The 15,028-nt window shown below is 63.2% G+C and carries 18 protein-coding genes; 11 read left to right on the forward strand and 7 right to left on the reverse strand.

The genetic code is table 11. From position 1 onward, the window contains the following. Positions 1–141: 141 nt before the first annotated feature. The 3 genes from ACTNBU_RS08695 to ACTNBU_RS08705 all read right to left on the reverse strand — a co-directional run bounded on the left by ACTNBU_RS08695 (position 142) and on the right by ACTNBU_RS08705 (position 3,221). Positions 142–1,536 (reverse strand): hypothetical protein, encoded by a 1,395-nt coding sequence (locus tag ACTNBU_RS08695; RefSeq protein WP_441032891.1) that lies wholly within the window; start codon positions 1,534–1,536, stop codon positions 142–144. Next, positions 1,533–2,069: an RNA polymerase sigma factor gene (locus tag ACTNBU_RS08700; protein WP_441032894.1), complete on the reverse strand. Its 537-nt coding sequence runs from the start codon at positions 2,067–2,069 to the stop codon at positions 1,533–1,535. Before ACTNBU_RS08700 ends, ACTNBU_RS08695 begins: the two co-directional genes overlap by 4 nt. 126 nt (positions 2,070–2,195) lie before the next feature. Further along, positions 2,196–3,221, reverse strand: coding sequence for a threonine aldolase family protein (locus tag ACTNBU_RS08705; protein ID WP_441032897.1), 1,026 nt, complete (start codon positions 3,219–3,221; stop codon positions 2,196–2,198). A gap of 199 nt (positions 3,222–3,420) precedes the next feature. On the opposite strand from ACTNBU_RS08705, the gene ACTNBU_RS08710 reads away from it, so the two are divergent. The 3 genes from ACTNBU_RS08710 (at position 3,421) to ACTNBU_RS08720 (ending at position 6,742) form a co-directional block, all read left to right on the forward strand. Further along, positions 3,421–3,915 (forward strand): DUF4358 domain-containing protein, encoded by a 495-nt coding sequence (locus ACTNBU_RS08710; protein WP_441032900.1) that lies wholly within the window; start codon positions 3,421–3,423, stop codon positions 3,913–3,915. A 280-nt stretch (positions 3,916–4,195) separates the two neighbouring features. Continuing rightward, a complete protein-coding gene (locus tag ACTNBU_RS08715) occupies positions 4,196–5,590 on the forward strand; it encodes an MBOAT family O-acyltransferase (RefSeq protein WP_441032903.1) in 1,395 nt (464 codons plus the stop codon). A 12-nt stretch (positions 5,591–5,602) separates the two neighbouring features. Beyond that, positions 5,603–6,742: a DHHW family protein gene (locus ACTNBU_RS08720; protein WP_441032906.1), complete on the forward strand. Its 1,140-nt coding sequence runs from the start codon at positions 5,603–5,605 to the stop codon at positions 6,740–6,742. Positions 6,743–6,789: 47 nt separating this feature from the next. On the opposite strand, the gene ACTNBU_RS08725 is transcribed toward ACTNBU_RS08720, so the two are convergent. From ACTNBU_RS08725 to ACTNBU_RS08735, 3 genes are all read right to left on the reverse strand, one after another. Then, on the reverse strand, positions 6,790–7,008 hold the full coding sequence (locus ACTNBU_RS08725) for a hypothetical protein (RefSeq protein WP_441032908.1): 219 nt from the start codon (positions 7,006–7,008) through the stop codon (positions 6,790–6,792). Between the two features lie 15 nt (positions 7,009–7,023). Then, the gene (locus ACTNBU_RS08730) at positions 7,024–7,395 is read right to left on the reverse strand and encodes a YegP family protein (RefSeq protein ID WP_441032911.1); all 372 of its coding nucleotides are present in this window, start codon (positions 7,393–7,395) and stop codon (positions 7,024–7,026) included. A gap of 160 nt (positions 7,396–7,555) precedes the next feature. Next, positions 7,556–7,840, reverse strand: a complete 285-nt coding sequence (locus tag ACTNBU_RS08735) for a YlmC/YmxH family sporulation protein (RefSeq protein ID WP_441032914.1) — start codon at positions 7,838–7,840, stop codon at positions 7,556–7,558. A gap of 218 nt (positions 7,841–8,058) precedes the next feature. Here ACTNBU_RS08735 and sigG point away from each other — a divergent pair, with 218 nt between their 5' ends. Further along, on the forward strand, positions 8,059–8,832 hold the full coding sequence (gene sigG, locus ACTNBU_RS08740) for an RNA polymerase sporulation sigma factor SigG (protein WP_441032917.1): 774 nt from the start codon (positions 8,059–8,061) through the stop codon (positions 8,830–8,832). Between the two features lie 52 nt (positions 8,833–8,884). On the opposite strand, the gene ACTNBU_RS08745 is transcribed toward sigG, so the two are convergent. Then, complete coding sequence (locus ACTNBU_RS08745; RefSeq protein ID WP_441032920.1) at positions 8,885–9,688, reverse strand: glycerophosphodiester phosphodiesterase; 804 nt, start codon at positions 9,686–9,688, stop codon at positions 8,885–8,887. A 170-nt stretch (positions 9,689–9,858) separates the two neighbouring features. Between ACTNBU_RS08745 and ACTNBU_RS08750 the strand changes: the two genes are divergently transcribed. The 7 genes from ACTNBU_RS08750 to ACTNBU_RS08780 all read left to right on the forward strand — a co-directional run bounded on the left by ACTNBU_RS08750 (position 9,859) and on the right by ACTNBU_RS08780 (position 15,018). Then, on the forward strand, positions 9,859–10,512 hold the full coding sequence (locus ACTNBU_RS08750) for a site-2 protease family protein (RefSeq protein WP_441032970.1): 654 nt from the start codon (positions 9,859–9,861) through the stop codon (positions 10,510–10,512). 12 nt (positions 10,513–10,524) lie between these two features. Further along, the gene (locus ACTNBU_RS08755) at positions 10,525–11,310 is read left to right on the forward strand and encodes a segregation and condensation protein A (RefSeq protein ID WP_441032923.1); all 786 of its coding nucleotides are present in this window, start codon (positions 10,525–10,527) and stop codon (positions 11,308–11,310) included. A gap of 14 nt (positions 11,311–11,324) precedes the next feature. Beyond that, positions 11,325–11,969 carry an SMC-Scp complex subunit ScpB gene (gene scpB / locus ACTNBU_RS08760; protein WP_441032926.1) on the forward strand — a complete coding sequence of 215 codons (645 nt, stop codon included), beginning with the start codon at positions 11,325–11,327 and terminating at the stop codon, positions 11,967–11,969. Between the two features lie 30 nt (positions 11,970–11,999). Beyond that, positions 12,000–12,692: a hypothetical protein gene (locus ACTNBU_RS08765; protein WP_441032929.1), complete on the forward strand. Its 693-nt coding sequence runs from the start codon at positions 12,000–12,002 to the stop codon at positions 12,690–12,692. Between the two features lie 21 nt (positions 12,693–12,713). Further along, entirely contained in the window at positions 12,714–13,115 is a 402-nt protein-coding gene (ytfJ, locus tag ACTNBU_RS08770; RefSeq protein ID WP_441032932.1) for a GerW family sporulation protein, read from the forward strand. Positions 13,116–13,179: 64 nt separating this feature from the next. Then, positions 13,180–14,286, forward strand: coding sequence for a D-alanyl-D-alanine carboxypeptidase family protein (locus tag ACTNBU_RS08775; RefSeq protein WP_441032935.1), 1,107 nt, complete (start codon positions 13,180–13,182; stop codon positions 14,284–14,286). Positions 14,287–14,304: 18 nt separating this feature from the next. Beyond that, on the forward strand, positions 14,305–15,018 hold the full coding sequence (locus tag ACTNBU_RS08780; RefSeq protein ID WP_441032937.1) for a pseudouridine synthase: 714 nt from the start codon (positions 14,305–14,307) through the stop codon (positions 15,016–15,018). Positions 15,019–15,028: the final 10 nt, after the last annotated feature.

Genomic DNA, 15,028 nt, shown 5'->3' on the forward strand with positions numbered 1-15,028 from the left:
GAAATGGAATGACTCTGCCCATTTCCTATTTTCGATTCTATTTTCCCGAATATGTGCTGAAAACCCGGTTGCCGCCTAATTGCGCAACCGGGTTTCTCGACAGCCTGAAGAGTCCCGCCTTTTTAAAAGGCGGGGCTCTTTTCAGTCCGGCTGTATCGCGCAGGTGGAATAGCTCTGGGCGTACCAGTCTGTTTGGAAAAAGTCCGTGGCCAGGTCCGCGTAGGGGTAAAAGTTCCGGTAGGTGGTGAGGTATGTCCGCAGGACGCTGCACAGATAGATCCAGTCATCCTCCGCTATCTGCGCGTCGTAGGCCATGTAGCCGCCCCGGTCCCGGGAGAAGAAGGGATAGCTGAACACCATGGAGGGAAGGGTGGAGGGTCCGAAGAAAAAGTCCTCATGGATCTGGCTGCCGATCTCCGGATGGCTGAGATACGGGATACCGTCCTCCGTCCAGAAGACGCCGCAGGTGACGTTGGAGATGTTGGCGTTGGTGTCGGTGTCCAGCTGGGCCAGCATCCGCCAGTTAGACCGCAAGGCGTTTTCGTTCAGGTGGAAGAACTCATAGATCCGAAAGGTCCGGGGGCCGGTCTCCACATAGACGGTGTCGAAGCCAAAGGCCCCGGCGCCTTTTCTGGAACCGGCGGCGCCGGTCTCGCTGCTGTCCACCACGCACCGGCTGGCATTGGACAGCTGTCTGATCTCCTCCTCCGGCAGGCGGTCCAGCAGCGCCTCCGGGAAGCCCAGACCGGCGAGCCGCTCCTGAATGGCGGTGGTCTCCGGAGAGACAGTCTCCGGGACCGGCGTTCCACGGGCGGGCAGATGATTGGCCCAGACGGCGCAGAGCAGGATCATCACCAGCAGAGACCCCAGATACAGGGCCGACACGCGGCCGGGACCACACCGCACGGGAGCGGCACGGACGCTGTACCCGAAGCCCTCCAGCTCCTCCGAGACCCGGAGCATGGAGAGGACGATGCACACAAAGGCGGCGATCATGGGGATGACTCCCAGCCAGCCGATGTCCGGCGCCAGCAGGCCCAGCAGCACCAGCACGGCGTACCACACCGCCGCCCACAGGGCGGGACGGCGCTGGGGCGTCTGCTCTACCTCCCGGGCGGCCTGGGTCAATCCGAAGTGGAAACATAGGAACAGCGCCAGCGTCATGCCGATGAATGCCGCCGCCGCCCAGACGTTGGGGACGGCGCCGGACAGGGACGCGAAAGGCGTGGCGTCCAGCACGAAGGAGATATACAGGGAAACTGCTTTACAGATACTGATAAACCAGGCTGTCCGGAACCAGCGGTTGTTGTTCCGCAGGGCCCGGAAGCCCAGATAGATCTGGACGGCCCCCACGGCGGGGAGGAGGTACTGGAGATACCACAGGTTCAGGGTGAAGCTGGTAAGACACAGGCCCAGCACGATGCGGGCGATGGCGTCCCGGAAGGGCGTCACCTCCCGGACGGCCTCTTCCGGAGGGGGCAGTTCACTGAGGGACGTGGCGATGGAGCAGTCGAATTCATCCCATCTCTCGTTCACAGTCCGTCACCTCCCAACTCCTGGCGCAGCTTCTGCCGCAGACGGTACAAGCGCCCCTCGATGGCCCGCTGGGACATGCCCAGCTCCGCGGCGATCTGGGCCACTGGCTGTAAGTAATAGTAGCGCCGGTAGAACAGCTTCCGGTCCAGGGACGGCAGCCCGGCAATGGCCGCTTTCAGCTGTTCCATCCGCTCCTGATGCAGCAGCGCCTGCTCCGGGGGGGCGGGGGCCTGGGGCTCGGGCTGCTCCGCCAGATGCTTTTCCCGGCGGAGCCGGGCCTTCAGATGGTTCAGCGCCGTGTTTCGGGCCGTCGCCGTCAGATAGGCGGACAGACCGCCTTTTTGGGGATCGTAGCCGTCCAGCCGCTGCCAAAGGTTCAGCGTGACCTCGCTGTAGCAGTCCTCCGCGTCCTGGGGGTCCCGGAGGACGCCGCAGATGACGTACCGCAGCAAAGGCGCGTACTGGGCCAGCAGGGCTTCCATCCCGGCTTCCCGATGGGATCGCAGCCGCTCCAGCAGTTCCGCGTCTGACAATGCCGTCCCCTCCTTTCTCTCTGTCTTTACCCTATTATACAACCGCCGCCGGAAAAACCCACGAAAAAAGTCCGCCCCGCAGTTCAGGACGGACTTTTTATAAAAAGCGGGGTTCGCCCCGGAACCTTACGCCTGGGTGAGGTCCTCCAGGAACGCCCGGACGGCGTCCCCCGGCGTGGCCCAGCTGGTGACCAGACGGATGCAGACGTGCTCATCGTCCACGGCGTGGTCGATGCGGAAGGCATAGCCCAGAGATGCCAGACGCTCCGCCGTCCGGCGGGGGAGAATGGGGAAGAGCTGGTTGGACTGGGGCGTCCAGGCGAAGGGATGGCCAAGGGCGGCGATGCCCTCCGCCAGCGTCTCCGCCGTCCGGTTGGCGTGGCGGGCCAGCTCGAAGTACAGATCATCCCGCAGCAGCTCCTGAAACTGGAGGCCCAGCAGCCAGCCCTTGGCCAGCATGGCGCCCTGCTGCTTGATGATCCAGCGGAAGTGGGACTTGGCGTCATCGTTCACCAGCACCAGCGCCTCACCGAACAGGGCGCCGTTCTTCGTGCCGCCGATGTAGAACGCGTCCGTCAGGGCGGAGATGTCCGCTGGAGTCAGGTCATTGTCCCGGGCGGTCAGGGCGGAACCCAGCCGGGCACCGTCCAGATAGAGGTACAGGCCGTGCTTCCGGCAGCAGTCGCTCAGGGCGGACAGCTCCGCCTTCGTGTAGACCGTGCCCACCTCCGTGGTGTCGGAGACGTACACCAGCCGGGGCAGAACCATGTGCTCCGAGTCATGGGCGTTCAGCACCTGTTCCACCAGGGCGGGGGTCAGCTTGCCGTCGGGAGTGGGGACGGTGCAGACCTTGTGGCCGCCGGCCTCGATGGCGCCGGTCTCATGGACGCTGACGTGGCCGGTCTCCGGGGCGATGACCGCCTCGTAGGGCCGCAGCAGGGCGGTGATGACCAGGGCGTTGGCCTGGGTGCCGCCCACGGCGAAGTGGACCTCCGCGGCGGGGGCGGAGAACCGCGTCCGGATCACATCGGCGGCCTCCTCGCAGCAGCGGTCCAGGCCGTAGCCGTCGAACTGGGTCGTGCCGGTGTCAGCCAGGGTTTGCAGGATCCGGGGATGGGCGGTCTCGCTGTAATCGTTCGTAAAACTGTACATGAAATAAGACCTCGTTTTCAGGATGTTTTGTAGGGCAAAAAAATTTCTCGGAAGAAATAGAATTAGACCTTGCAATCATAGCGCGAAACGGGGCATAATGCAAGCAGAAGAAATTTTGTAAAACGTCCCGGGAGCCGGAAACTTTTTACCGGTCCGGAACGTCTGAATCATGGACTGACAACAAAGGAGAACATGCGTGATGAGGAAAGTATTTGCTGTGCTGGGCGCGGTTTTGCTGCTGACGGGACTTCTGGCGGGCTGCGGCACTTCGGGAAACGCCGCGGGCAGCGGCAGCCAGAGCGTGGACCTGACGGCCTTCTGGGAGGCGGAGGAGGCCAAGTACCAGTGGGGCGAGAACTATTTCGCGGAGCTGGATGATGAGCTGATGGAGAACTACTACCCCGGCATTCAGAACGTGGCGGTGCGGCAGCTGATCACGAAGGTGCCCATGATGTCCGCCGTGGTCAATGAGATGGTCTTTGCCGAGGCGGAGACGGAGGAGGACGCCGGAAAGCTGGCGGACATCCTCCAGCAGCGGGTGGACGATCAGGCCTCCGGCGGCGCTTGGTATCCGGAGTCCATGGAGGCGTGGAAGAAGGCCCAGGTGGTGACCAACGGCCGGTATGTTGCCATGGTGGCCCTGCGGGAGAACCAGGACAAGGTCGTGGACGATTTCAACGCACTGTTCGCATAAACGAGGTAAATGCGGAGGCTGGCCCCCACCGCTGTCAGACAGCGGTGGGGGCTGCGGCTGTCGATAAACCCGGAATGGCAGGAAAATGGGAAGGAAGGGTGTGCGCGGGGAACCCAGGAAGGGTGCCCTGCGCCATTCAAATCAATAGATTTCAGAACTTTTTGAAAGTTCTGAAATCTTAAGCAGCTTGGCAAAAAGCTTTTTGCCAAGCTGCGTCCCCACCGCTGTCAGACAGCGGTGGGGGCTGCGACGCTCTTGGTCAGGAAAGGAGAGAAAGGGATTGGTATTCAGCAGCCTGACGTTTCTGTTTTTCTATCTGCCGGTCACACTGCTGGTGTATTTTCTGGCGCCGCTGAAATGGCGGAATTTGGTGCTGCTGCTGGTGAGCCTGTTTTTCTACGGCTGGGGAGAGCCGGTGTACATCGCCATCATGGTGCTGTCCATCCTCATCGACTACACCCACGGGCTGCTGGTGGAGAAGTACCGGGCCAATGACCGTCTGGCCCGCTGGTTCGTGGGAGAGTCGGTGGCGTTCAATCTGTTGCTGCTGGGCTTTTTCAAATACTGGGACTTCTTCGCCGTGAATCTGTCCCGCATCCCCGGACTGGACATCCCCGTCCTGGGACTGCCCCTGCCCATCGGCATCTCCTTCTTCACCTTCCAGACCATGAGCTACACCATCGACGTCTACCGGAAGGACGCCCCGGCCCAGCGGAACATGGTCACTTTCGGGGCCTTTGTCACTATGTTCCCCCAGCTCATCGCGGGCCCCATCGTGAAGTACAAGACGGTGGCGGCGGCGCTGGACCACCGGGTCAACACCTGGGAGGACTTCGCTTTGGGCGCCCGGCGATTCTGCGTGGGCCTTGCCAAGAAGGTGCTGCTGGCCAACGCCATCGGCGCCCTGTGGGACGCCTCCCTGGCCGCCCAGGGCACCGGGGATCTGACGGTGCTGGGGGGCTGGCTGGGACTGGTGGCTTATTCCTTCCAGATCTACTTCGATTTCTCCGGCTACTCGGACATGGCCATCGGCATGGGCCGGATGCTGGGCTTCCGGTTCGACGAGAACTTCCTCTACCCCTATCTGGCGGACTCGGTGACGGATTTCTGGCGGCGGTGGCACGTCTCCCTGACCTCCTGGTTCCGGGAGTATCTGTATATCCCCCTGGGGGGAAACCGCGGCGGCACCGCGAAGACCGTCCGGAACATTCTCATCGTCTGGCTGTGCACCGGCTTCTGGCACGGCGCCAGCTGGAATTTCCTCCTGTGGGGCCTGTATTTCGCCGCCTGGCTCCTGCTGGAGAAATACGCGCTGAAGAAAGTCCTGGGCAGGACCCCCGGCTGGGGGAAGCACCTGTACACGCTGATCGTGGCGGCGGTGGGCTGGGGCATCTTTGCCATCGACGATCTGGGCCGCTGCGGGGCCTATCTCCGGATCTGCTTCGGCGGCGGCGCGGTCTGGAGCGGTCTGGACCTGTTCCATCTGCGGAGCTACGCTGTGACGCTGGCGGTGCTGGCGGTGGCCTCCACCACCCTGGGCCGGGACCTGTGGAGGAGACTGCCGGAGCGGGCGGAGAAGGTCCTGACGCCGGTGCTGATGCTGATGTCTCTGCTGCTGTGCACCGCCTATCTGGTGGATGGCAGCTACAATCCATTTCTGTATTTCCGGTTTTGAGGAGGGGAGACCATGACAAAAGCATACAGCCGCCTGGTGGCGGCGGTGTTCTGCCTGTTTTTGGGCGGGATGCTGGTGTGGTCCCTGCTCCTGCCGGACCGGGACCGGTCCGAGGCGGAGAACCGGACGCTGGCCCAGTGGCCGGCATTCTCCTGGGCGTCCCTGCGGGACGGCAGCTATACGGAGGCCGTGGAGGAGTACTTCTCCGACCAGTTCCCCCTGCGGGACCAGTGGACGGGCCTGAAGGCCCGGGCGGAGCAGATCATCGGCAAGCGGGAGTTCCACGGCGTCTATCTCTGCGACGATCCGCTGTTCAACAGCGGTACCCTGATCTCCAGAGTGGACACGCCCGACGCCGCATTGGTGGAGAAGAATCTGGGATACGTGACCGCCCTGACGGACAAGACGGACGTCCCGGCGTATCTGGGACTGATCCCCTCCGCAGCGGAGATCTGGCAGGACCGGCTGCCCGCCGGGGCGGAGAGCTGGGATCAGGCCGCGTTCCTGAAGCGCGCGGCGGAGACGGGCGTGCCGGTGGTGGATTTCCGTTCCATCCTGTCTGCCCACGCAGATGAGTATATCTTCTACCGCACCGACCACCACTGGACCAGCCGGGGAGCCTATTACGGCTATGCCGCCGTCATGGAGGCCCTGGGCCGTGGAGCAGAGACGCTGCCCATCACTCACTTTGCCCCGGAGCCCGTCAGCGGCGATTTCAACGGAACCCTGTACTCCCAGTCCGGCGTCCACTGGCTGGAGCCTGACTACATGCAGTTCTGGGTCCCGGAGGAGGGCCTGACCGTCACCTCCTGGCGGTCCGGCGCACCGGAGACGGCGGCGCTGTACGACAGGACGTATCTTGACCAAAAGGACAAGTACTCCGCCTTCCTGGGGGGCAACCAGCCCCTGTGCGTCATCCAAAACGAGGCGCTGCCGGACGGCGGAAAGCTCCTGCTGGTGCGGGACAGCTACTCCGATTCCCTGGCGCCCTTCCTGAGCCAGAGCTTCTCGGAGATCCATCTGTTGGACCTACGGTATTACCGGGCCTCGGTGGCCCAGTACGCTGCCGAAAACGACATCGACGCCATTTTGGTGCTCTACAGTGTCCCCAACTTCGTGACGGACCGGAATCTGGCCTTCCTGGGACAATAGCGCAGAACAAACACAGCCGCCCCCGTTCGGGGGCGGCTGTCTCGCGCTCAGAACAGCTTTTTCAGAGAATCCATGGCGCCGGCCACGGTGTCGGCGGTGAGCTTGCCCTTGACGCCGGCGGCGATCTGCTTCACCACGTCGTCCGGCAGGTCTACGCCCAGAACGGTCTCCACCGCCTTAATGGGGTCCTTCTGGAACTGGGCTTTCAGGGCCGGGTCCTTTGCGATCTTCCCCACGATCTCCTCAATCTTTGCCTTGATGTCCATTGAAATGGCTCCTCCTTATTCCTGTTCCACGATCTCCGCGTCGGGGGCGTTCTTCTGCACGGACGCAATGCCGTTCAGGCAGCCCGCTTTGGCCTTGTAGCCCTCGCCCACGGCGATGATCTGGCCGTTGGTGGCTTTGAGACGGAAGCGGAACTCCCCGGCCTTGTCGGTATAGACCTCGAACTTGGGATGCTTCTCCTGGGCGAAGCCCTCCACGGTCTGATCTTCCACTGCGGCGGCGGGCGCGTTTTTCTGGACACTGGCGATGCCCTTGCGGCAGGCATCCTCGGAGGAATATACCTCAGAAGTGGCGATCACTTCGCCGTTTCCCGCCTTCAGGTCAAACTTGATGCCGGTATTGGTTCTGCGAATGACGAATTTTCCCATGTTCTGCCTCCTGTATTCAAGAAGAATTGAATATCCCGGGACCGATAGAGGGATAGACGCCCCCAATCAACGGGGGGATAACTCTATCATAACTGAGACCATGAGGAAAAGTAAGAAAAAATGACGAAGAAACGGCGAAACGGCGGCATTTCGCCGCCGTTCAGAACCGCTTGCGCCGCTTCCGCTCCAGATTCGGGTCCCGCCGCTGAAAGGGCTTGTCGATGAGGATGATGTCGTCTCCGATCCGCTGGATGCATTCCCAGGGGATGTAGAACTCCTCGCCCCTGCCGAACAGGCCGAAGAACCGGCAGGGGCCGTAGACGATGATGGCGCAGACCTGGCCCTCCGGGATCTTGACGTCCACATCGGCCACAAAACCCAGCCGGCAGCCGTCGCAGATATTGATGACCTCCTTGCACCGCAGATCCCGCATCCTGCACTGCATAACGATCCCCCCTTGCCACAGGGTATGCGCCCGGTGGAATGTCCTATGAGGGAATCGATCTCCGCGAAAGTGACAAAACGAGACAGTATAGGAAATTCGCCTGCGGACCATACTGGAAACAGGAAGTCACGGATGCGGAGAAGACCGCCCGCAGGGGCCGTCCCGCGCCGGGACTTCACATTCCAGACCGCGCGCCCATGGGGCGCATGGAGGCTTTTATGCAGGGGAAAGTGGAGATCTGCGGCGTAAACACATCCAAGCTGAAGGTGTTGAAAAGCGAGGAGACCATGGAGCTTCTGCGGCGGTACAAGGCCGGGGACATGGACGCCCGGCGGCAGCTCATCGAGGGGAATCTCCGGCTGGTGCTGTCCGTCATCCAGAAGTTCGCCGGACGGGGCGAGAACGTGGACGACCTGTTCCAGGTGGGCTGCGTGGGGCTCATCAAGGCTATCGACAACTTCGACACCAGTCAGCCGGTGCGGTTCTCCACCTACGGCGTGCCCATGATCGTGGGCGAGATCCGCCGCTATCTCCGGGACAACAGCGCCATCCGGGTCTCCCGCAGCATGCGGGACACGGCCTACCGGGTGCTCCAGGTCCGGGATCAGCTCATCGCCCGGGACCAGCGGGAGCCCACGGTGGAGCAGATCGCCAAAGTGCTGGACATTCCCAGGGAGGAAGTGGTGTTCGCCATGGACGCGGTGGTGGCCCCCGTCTCCCTCTACGAGCCGGTGTACTCCGACGGCGGGGGCGACGCCCTGTGCGTCATGGATCAGGTCCGGGACAACCGCAACACCGACGAGAGCTGGATCGACCACATCGCCCTGAAGGAGGCCATCCGGAAGCTGGATGACCGGGAGAAGCGCATCCTGTCCCTGCGGTTTTACGAGGGGAAGACCCAGATGGAGGTCTCTGCCGAGGTGGGCATCTCCCAGGCCCAGGTCTCCCGCCTGGAAAAGGGCGCCATCAACACCATCCGCAAGAACCTGTGAGGGGCGGAATGCCGCCGGAGGACCGTCTTGAACGGCCCTTCCGGCGGCATCTTCATATCCTGGGCCAAAGGAGCTGCCTTGCCAGGGCGGGATCGTCTGTGATGATGCCGTCAGGCTTCGCGGCTGCGGCTCTCCGCAGATCCGCGGGGGTATTTGCGTCCCAGATGAGGAGACGCTTCCCGCAGCGGTGGACCCGGACGGTCAGCTCCGGCGTGACGGCCCGGAGGGCGATGCTCAGGGCGTCGGCGTCGGTGAGGGATCCCAGGTCCTCCGGCACCGAGGACGCCACCAGGATCGTGGCCAGTTCCGGACCGGCGGCCTTTATCCGGGTGAGTACCGGATAGCTCTGGCAGGAGACGCTGCACAGCGTCTCCGCGCCATATTGCCGCAGAAGGGCCACCAGCGCCTGAGCCGAGTTTTCTCCGAACGCCGGGGACTTGATCTCCAGGTTCAGCCGGATCTCCCGCTGCTTCGCCAGCGCCAGCACTTCCTCCAGAGCGGGGAGATGATCGCCCTGGAACGCCGGAGAGAACCATCCGCCCGCGTCCAGCTCCGCGATCTCCCAATAGCACAGGGAGGACACCGGACAGCAGACGCCGGTGGTCCGGGCCAGACTCTCGTCGTGACAGACCACGAACACATGGTCCGCGGTCTCCCGGATGTCCAGTTCGATGCAGTCCGCGCCGGCATCCGCCGCGGCCCGGAAGGCCGCCATGGTGTTCTCCGGACAGCGGGCGGAGAAGCCCCGGTGGGCAGTCAGTTCCATGGCGCGTGGGGATGGGATGGGCTGGACGCAGAGGGCCAGAAGCCCCATGGAAAGCGTCAGCAGCAGGATGCGGAAGCGGCGGGACGGCATTGGCTCTGTCCTCCTGAGATCAGATGGAAAACGGCCGCGGCGGACCGCTGAAAATGCGGGAGCCGTGTACCTTGTATTTTTTGCAGGGAACTGCTATAATAACCTTAATTATCATTTCAGGCTGGGGGCGTATGATCCGGCACCGGCCGGAGAAGGAGCTTTCCGCCTTGATGAACTATCTGCAGGAGCTGTTCCAGCAGCTGGACCTCCAATCTATGGGTTCCGCGGCGCTGCGGGTGATCGCCGTCTTTCTGTGCCTCACCATCCATGAGACCAGCCATGGCCTGGCCGCCTATCTTCTGGGAGACCCTACTGCCAAGTCCATGCACCGTCTGAGCCTGAATCCCCTGCGGCACATCGACTGGTTCGGTCTCGCCATGATGTTCTTCGTGGGCTTCGGCTGGGCCAAGCCCGTGCCGGTGGACCCCCGGTATTTCAAGGATCCGAAAAAGGGAATGGCCGTCACCGCGCTGGCGGGTCCGGTGTCCAATCTGCTGCTGGCGGCGGTGCTGCTGATAATCTGCCGGGGGATGGACCTCTACGCCTCCTATTCCGATGGGCTGTTTACATTCTTTATGTTCCTGGTGGACGCGTCGGTGCTGTCGGTGGGACTGGGGTTGTTCAATCTGCTGCCCATTCCGCCGCTGGACGGATCCAAGGTCCTGGCAGCAGTGCTGCCGGACCGGGCCTATTACCAGCTGATGCGCTACGAGCGGTACGGAATGCTGCTGCTCATCGTCCTGTCCCTGATGAATGTGGGCGGCGGACTTATCAATCAGGCCATCGCCGCTGTGTGGACGGGCCTGTATACCCTGATCTTCTGAGGTGACAAATTGTTGGAGAACCCCATTTTCAAACTGGAAAAAGTGGTCCACGACCGCTCACAGGAGGAGATGCAGGACTTCGAGGGGCCGCTGGACCTGATCTTGTACCTGCTGGGGAAGAATAAGATGGAGATTCAGGACATCTCCATCGCCACTATTCTGGACCAGTATCTGGCGTGGCTGGAGGCCCGCCAGCGGATGGACCTGGAGGTAGCCAGCGAGTTCATCCTCATGGCCTCTCATCTGATGTACATCAAGACCCGGATGCTCCTGTCCCTGGAGGACGAGGAGGCCCAGTCCGAGATGGAGGCGCTGATCCAGTCCCTGGAGGAGCGCCGCCGGAGCGAGAGCTACGCCCAGGTGAAGGAGATGGCAGGCCGGCTGGCCCCCATGGGGGAGTTCGGACGGAACATTATCACCCGGGACCCGGAGCCCATGGAGCGGGGGAAGGTCTATGAATACGACCAGCGTCCGGCGGACCTGCTCCTGACACTGGCGGAGCTGCAGAGCCGGCTGGAACGGCGTCTGCCGCCGCCCCAGGCGGCCTTTGACGGCATCATCCGCCAGGAACCCTATCCCGTGGAGAGCAAGGCCCGGGAGATCATCCAGCGGCTGAAATCCACCGGCGGGACCTGTTTCCGGAAGCTGTTTCAGGGAAACCGGAGCCGCAGCGAGGTGGTGGCCACCTTCCTGGCGGTGCTGGAGCTGTGCCGGGCCTGCGTCATCCGCCTCACCGGCTCCGGGCAGGACTGCACCGTCCGGCAGGAGCGGGAGATGCCGGAGGACCTGACATTTTAAGGAGAACGCCCTTTATGGAAAATATGGATATCAAGGAGATCGCATCCGCGGCGGAGGCCATCCTGTTTGCGTCGGGAGAGCCGGTCAAAGAGGATCGGATCTGCACGGCGCTGGAGCTGGACCGTCCCACGGCCCAGAAGGTGCTCCAGTCCCTGATGGATCATTACGCCTACGAGCGCCGGGGCGTCCGGCTGCTGCACATGGAGGACGCTTGGCAGCTCTGCTCCGCACCGGAGTACGCGGATGTGATCCGGCAGGCGTTTGAGATCCGGAAGCCTGCCAAGCTCAGCCAGCCGGCGCTGGAGGTGCTGACCATCATCGCCTATTACCAGCCCACCACCCGGGCCTATGTGGACCAGATCCGGGGCGTGGACAGCGCCTATACCGTGGGGCTTCTGCTGGACCGGAAGCTCATCGAGGAGTGCGGACGGCTCCAGGTGCCGGGACGGCCCCGGCTGTACCGCACCACGGAGAATTTTCTCCGGGCGTTCCATCTCACCTCCCTGGAGGATCTGCCGGAGATGCCAGAGCTGATGAACGGCGAGGGCCAGCAGATGCGTCTGGACGAGGACGGCGCCGTGGTGGACCCCAGCGGCGTGCGGCAGACGGAACCGGAGATCCCGGAGACGGAGACAGAGACCCCAGAGACAGAGAATTGACCTGCGACATTCTGGCGGGAGGTGAGGGCCTTGCTGTGGCTATGGATCCTGGCGGGGATCGTACTGCTGTTCATTCTGTTGTGCCTGCTGCGGCTGGGCGTGCTGGTGAATTTCGCCGACACCGCTGAGGCGTATGTGCCCGTGGGACCCATCCGCATTCAGGTGGCCCCCTCCAAAAAGAAGAAGGACGGCGGACCGGAGCAGGAGAAGAAGCCGAAAAAGACAAAGAAGGCCAAAGAGGAGAAACCCGGGAAGGAGAAGAAGTCCTTTCCCAAGCCCACGCTGTCGGATATCCGCTCCGCGTATGACGAGCTGTGGCCGCCCACGCGGCGGGCGCTGCGCCGGACCCGGAGAGGCATCCGCATCCATCCGCTGGAGCTGTCGCTGACGCTGGGCGGACAGGAGGATCCCGCCGCTGCGGCACAGAGCTGCGGCTATGCCAGCGCCGCCGTCTGGACCGGGATGCCGGTGCTGGAGCAGCTGCTGGACATTCCGGACCCGTCCATCCACCTGGGGACCGACTTTGAAAGCGCCGGGACCCGGATCCAGGGCCGGGTGGGCATCTCCATCCGCATCGGAACGCTGCTGGCGGTGGGCCTCCAGATCGGCATTCCGGCGCTGCGGTGGCTGCTGCGATATCTGAAACGGCACAAGAAAGCGGACAAGCAGAGAGAAACAGGGAAGAATGAGACTGCGGCGGCGGAGAAAGTGCCTGCCGCCTGAGAGAATAGAGGAGGTTTCCGTATGGACAACATGGAGAAGAAGACCCCGCTGAACGATCTGATGCGCTCCACCATGGAGAAGATCCATGAGATGGTGGACACCAACACCATCGTGGGACAGCCCATCACCACGCCGGACGGCGTGACGCTGATCCCTATTTCCAAGGTCAGCTTCGGCTTCGGCGCCGGCGGCGGCGACTACGGCAAGGCCGCCCAGAATGCTCAGAACTTCGGCGGCGGCAGCGGCGCGGGCGTGAAGATCGACCCGGTGGCGTTCCTGGTCATCAAGGACGGCGCCACCCGGGTGCTGCCGGTGGCGGTGCCGCCCATCTCCACGGCGGACCGGGTCATTGACATGATCCCGGACGTGATGGATAAAGTGGAAAAATATTTCGACAAGAAAAAGGAAAAAGAGGACTTCTGAGCGGGGTATACTATGGTCATCCTGCCCTCTCTGCGGAGAGGGGACCGAACGAGGGTGATCGCAGATGCAAAAGTGCTTCCGGCGGCTGGCTGCTGTCCTGAGCTGTGTGATTCTGTTCAGTGTGTTTCCCTGTCCCGCGGGGGCCGTCAGCACGTCCGCTGTATCCTCCATCCTGATGGATGTGGACAGCGGACGGGTCCTGTACGCCGACAATGAGACGGCGCAGATGCGCATTGCCAGCACCACCAAGATCATGACGGCGCTGGTGGCCATCGAAAACGGCGACCTGGACGATGTCTGGACGGTGAAGCGGGCGGAGACGCTGGTAGAGGGCACCTCCATGTACCTGCGGGAGGGGGAACAACTGACCCTGGAGACCATGCTCTACGGCCTGCTGCTGTGCTCCGGCAACGACGCGGCCCTGGCCATCGCCGACGCGGTGGGCGGCAGTCAGGAGAAGTTCGTGGCCATGATGAACGCCAAGGCGAAGGAGCTGGGAATGACCGGCTCGTCCTTTGCCAATCCCAACGGTCTGGACGCTGAGGGCCACTATTCCACGGCGCTGGACATGGCAAAGCTGGCCTGCGCCGCCGTGAACAACGAGACGCTGGTCCGCATCGCCTCCACCAAAAGCGTCACCATCGGGGGACGGACCATGACGAACCACAACAAGCTCCTGTCCAACGTGGAGGGGTGCATCGGCCTGAAGACCGGCTATACCCGGGCGGCGGGCCGGACGCTGGTGTCCTGCGTGCAGCGGAACGGCCAGCGGATCGTGGCGGTGACGCTCCACGATCCCGACGACTGGACGGATCACCAGAAGCTCTACGAGTACGCCTTCTCCGCCTGGCCCGCCCAGCGGGCGCTGTCCATGGGGCAGAGCGTGGCGGAGCTTCCGGTGGAGGGTGGCATGACTGCCTCGGTGCCGCTGGTGTCCGCCGGGACCGTCTCCTGGCCGGTGGGCCAGGGGGAGGAGCTGACGGTGGAGCTGGAGATCCCTGAAAAGCTTACCGCCCCTGTGCGCCGGGGCGACCGGGCGGGGGAGGCGGTGGTGCTGCTGAACGGCAAAGAGGTGGCCCGGACGGACCTGCTGTGCGGCGGGGAGTCCCCGGCAGCCATTCCGGAGCCCATGAGCCTGTTCCACCGTCTGAAGCTGCGGTTTACCGCCTGAGTGAGGAGAGAAGACCCTTTGGAAGAACGACTGCAAAAACTGATGGCCGCCGCCGGCGTCTGTTCACGCCGGAAGGCGGAGGAGCTGCTGGCGGCGGGACGGGTCCTGGTCAACGGCGTCCCGGCCTCCCTGGGGGACAAGGCGGACCCGGACCGGGACACGGTGACTGTGGACGGGACGCCCATCGCCCGTCCCCGGCAGCACGTGTATCTGATGCTGAACAAGCCGGCGGGCTATGTGACCACGCTGTCCGACGAGCGGGGACGGCCTACGGTGGCGGACCTGACGAAAGATGTGGGCGTCCGGGTGTTCCCGGTGGGGCGGCTGGACCTGATGAGCGAGGGCCTGCTGCTGATGACCGACGACGGGGCGCTGATGCAGCGCCTGACCCATCCCAGCTTTGAAGTTTCCAAGACCTACCGCCTGTGGGTCCGGGGAGACGTCTCCGGCGCCGCCGGCCGTCTGGAGGCGGTGCGGGACCTGGACGGAGAGCCTATCCGGCCCGCTCAGGTTCGGACAGTCTATCAGAGCGGCGGACAGGCGGAGCTGTCCGTCACCATCCATGAGGGAAAAAACCGGCAGATCCGCCGGATGTGCGCCGCCTGCGGACTGACGGTCCGGCGTCTGCAAAGGGTGCGGGAGCACACGCTGGAGCTGGGAGATCTGAAGCCCGGCGCATGGCGATACTTAACGGAACAGGAGATCGCGGCCCTGAAAGGGGAGCGTAACTGAAAGAAGAGCT

It is taken from the genome of Dysosmobacter sp. HCP28S3_G4 (assembly GCF_052065175.1).
Classification (GTDB): domain Bacteria; phylum Bacillota; class Clostridia; order Oscillospirales; family Oscillospiraceae; genus Oscillibacter.

What these genes read in the sequence shown, in the direction of transcription:
- ACTNBU_RS08735 (WP_441032914.1), bottom strand. Translation starts at nt 7,840, where the DNA reads ATGCAGTGCAGGATGCGGGATCTGCGGTGCAAGGAGGTCATCAATATC.
- ACTNBU_RS08705 (WP_441032897.1), bottom strand. Translation starts at nt 3,221, where the DNA reads ATGTACAGTTTTACGAACGATTACAGCGAGACCGCCCATCCCCGGATC.
- sigG (WP_441032917.1), top strand. Translation starts at nt 8,059, where the DNA reads ATGCAGGGGAAAGTGGAGATCTGCGGCGTAAACACATCCAAGCTGAAG.
- ACTNBU_RS08775 (WP_441032935.1), top strand. Translation starts at nt 13,180, where the DNA reads ATGCAAAAGTGCTTCCGGCGGCTGGCTGCTGTCCTGAGCTGTGTGATT.
- ACTNBU_RS08725 (WP_441032908.1), bottom strand. Translation starts at nt 7,008, where the DNA reads ATGGACATCAAGGCAAAGATTGAGGAGATCGTGGGGAAGATCGCAAAG.
- ACTNBU_RS08710 (WP_441032900.1), top strand. Translation starts at nt 3,421, where the DNA reads ATGAGGAAAGTATTTGCTGTGCTGGGCGCGGTTTTGCTGCTGACGGGA.
- ACTNBU_RS08750 (WP_441032970.1), top strand. Translation starts at nt 9,859, where the DNA reads ATGAACTATCTGCAGGAGCTGTTCCAGCAGCTGGACCTCCAATCTATG.
- scpB (WP_441032926.1), top strand. Translation starts at nt 11,325, where the DNA reads ATGGAAAATATGGATATCAAGGAGATCGCATCCGCGGCGGAGGCCATC.
- ACTNBU_RS08720 (WP_441032906.1), top strand. Translation starts at nt 5,603, where the DNA reads ATGACAAAAGCATACAGCCGCCTGGTGGCGGCGGTGTTCTGCCTGTTT.
- ACTNBU_RS08730 (WP_441032911.1), bottom strand. Translation starts at nt 7,395, where the DNA reads ATGGGAAAATTCGTCATTCGCAGAACCAATACCGGCATCAAGTTTGAC.
- ytfJ (WP_441032932.1), top strand. Translation starts at nt 12,714, where the DNA reads ATGGACAACATGGAGAAGAAGACCCCGCTGAACGATCTGATGCGCTCC.
- ACTNBU_RS08745 (WP_441032920.1), bottom strand. Translation starts at nt 9,688, where the DNA reads ATGCCGTCCCGCCGCTTCCGCATCCTGCTGCTGACGCTTTCCATGGGG.